Raw genomic sequence first — 2306 nt, 5'->3', positions numbered from 1 at the left:
CGAGAGGCGGCCAGAGCTGTAAAACACTGTTCCCTTGAGGTGGTCCTCCACGGCGCGCAACTCGCCCGCGATCTCGTCCAGGGCATGCCCCCACGACACGGGCACATATTTGTCTGAGTCCGCGTCGTAGCGCAGCGGGTGGGTCAGGCGTCCGGTTTGCTCCAGCTGGAACTCGTCCCAGCCGAGCAGTTCGGTGACGGTGTGCTTAGCGAAGAAGGCCGGGGTGCAGCGGTGGGCCGTGAGCTCCCAGGCCACGGCCTTCACACCGTTCTCGCAGAACTCGAATGGGAGCGGGCTCGCCGGCTTGATCCAAGCGCAGCTGTTGCACTGGTAGCCGTCGACCTTGTTGTGACGGGTCAGAGCAACCGGAACGCTCGCCAGCACGCCCTCGCGCCTCAGAATGTTGCCAACTGAAAGGGCCGAACCCCACCCGCCGGAGGGACGACGGTAGGGTTTGAACGTGGGCTTTGACAACAAATGCACTCCAAAGGTGATTCCTTGAGGAAACACCCGCTATCGACGAGCGTTTCATATCATCACGTTTGGATGCAAATATTTATTTGCATCTATCATTTGATGTAAAACGAGGTCAATATGGTCGTCGGACGCGATTATATGCTCAAGAAAGGCGCTGGGCCATCTGCGCCCAAGCTTTTTCTTGATACGCGGGTTATCCCACTGGCGGTCAATCTAGCTGGAGCACTAGAGGTGGCCTTGAACCGCGCATCGACACGTACGGGCATCCGGCCTTCGTTGATCTGCACCGGCGTCGCAGCTCTCGGTGTCCTCGCGGTGCTTCGGCTGCGGCGAGGTTCGGGAGACGTGGGGACCCGGAGGGCCTGACCCAGTTGTGGCAATGGTTTGGCGGATGACAGCTTTGCCCAATCGACAAACAAAAACGGCGTTGCCGCTCTTGGGTTGCGAGCTGACACAACTCAGCGTCATCGCGTCAGGGGGATCATTGGCGCATAAGGCAGTATCACAGGCTTTGGTCATGGTTGCCGGTGCCTGAGAGTAGTGAGCAATATCGCCCTTATGCGCGAAGTACGTTTTCGTAAGAAAGCAGTCGTTTAGCTATCCTCATGGCAGAAGATGAACAACTCGTCCGTATGGTCACCGCCGACACGCTGGTGGATATCGGTTATCAGACCACTACCAAGTGGAACAGAAGATCAACGGTCCGATTGTGGCGCACGTTTCGAGGAGGCGCCAAATGCGAAGGCTACCTGGACCGACTACCTTCGCCTCGGACATGCACTGGTCAGCTATCCGCATAGCTACGGCCACCTCGGGATCTCCACCTTGCACCAGGATACAGGCCTCAACCTCGCCGTAGCTGGGACATGCGCTTGAGCAAGCCCATCCGACTTGGCTCGATGGAACGTCGCGACCCTTCGGCGGGCCTCCTCGACGTCGATTGCGCATAGGACCACTGCGAAGTCGTCACCTCTGATGCGGCTGAGGCAATCCTTAAGCCGTACCGTCGGTTGCTCTCGCCGCGACGATTGCGAAACGTCCGCGTGGAGTTCCCGACGAAAAACGCCCCCGATCGTCAGGTCAAATGCAGTCGCGCACCCATCGCGTGGGACATGAAGAAGCGCAGCATCTCCCGGCTCGCATCGGGGCCCTGGGGATCGGTGTGTGACCCGGATGGGTGGCCTCCGGCCCAGGCATGGCCGGCACCGTGCAGGAGCCATTGCTCCGATGACCAGGCTCCATAGGTCTCTGCCAGGACGGTCCGCGTGAACGACCTCCCGTCTGCGGAACGCCCCTCGGTGGTGGTGCCAGTTAGTTCCGTCCCCGGTCGCGATTGCGCTATGGCCTGGTCCCCGTTGATCGATGCGACGGTCCTGTCGCGGTCCCCATGGAACACGATGGTCGGGACCGGATGCGCTGTCCGCAACGGTTGACGCACGGCGCCCCGGGGCATCGTCGAGAGGTCTGCCGCCATCGACCCGGCGGCCCCGCTGGCGAGACCGGAATGGATGCCGACGGCGGCATAGATGTCCGGGTAGGCCTGGGCCATCACCGCGGCCGCTGCCCCGCCCGAGGACAGGCCCGCGACGTAGACCCTTGCCGGGTCCACGTCGAGGTCCTCCATGATCCGTCGGGTCAGCCCGGCGACGATGGACGGCTCGCCCCTCCCGCGGTGCTGGTCGCTGTCTCTGAACCAGTTCCAGCTCTTGAGCATGTTGGCCGACCGGGGCTGATCGGGATAGGCCACGATGACGCCCTGCTCCTCGGCCAGCCGGTCCATCCGGGTTCCGATGGCGAAGTCGCGCGCGGTCTGCGAGCAGCCGTGGAGC

At 62.1% G+C, this 2306-nt stretch carries 1 protein-coding gene and 1 pseudogene; both read right to left on the bottom strand.

Going from position 1 to position 2306, the window contains the following annotated elements; translation table 11 throughout:
* Window positions 1-483, bottom strand: a pseudogene (locus MKK64_RS06765) (formate dehydrogenase); the annotation flags it as partial.
* A gap of 1069 nt (window positions 484-1552) precedes the next feature.
* Window positions 1553-2306, bottom strand: a 754-nt coding sequence (locus MKK64_RS06760; RefSeq protein ID WP_243932840.1) for an alpha/beta hydrolase family esterase, incomplete at its 5' end; no start/stop codon positions are given.

Origin of the sequence: Methylobacterium sp. E-025, from assembly GCF_022829705.1 — a bacterium.
Lineage (GTDB): Bacteria > Pseudomonadota > Alphaproteobacteria > Rhizobiales > Beijerinckiaceae > Methylobacterium.
Note: the sequence above shows the minus strand (reverse complement) of the source record. Positions and strands in the feature narration are given on the sequence as shown.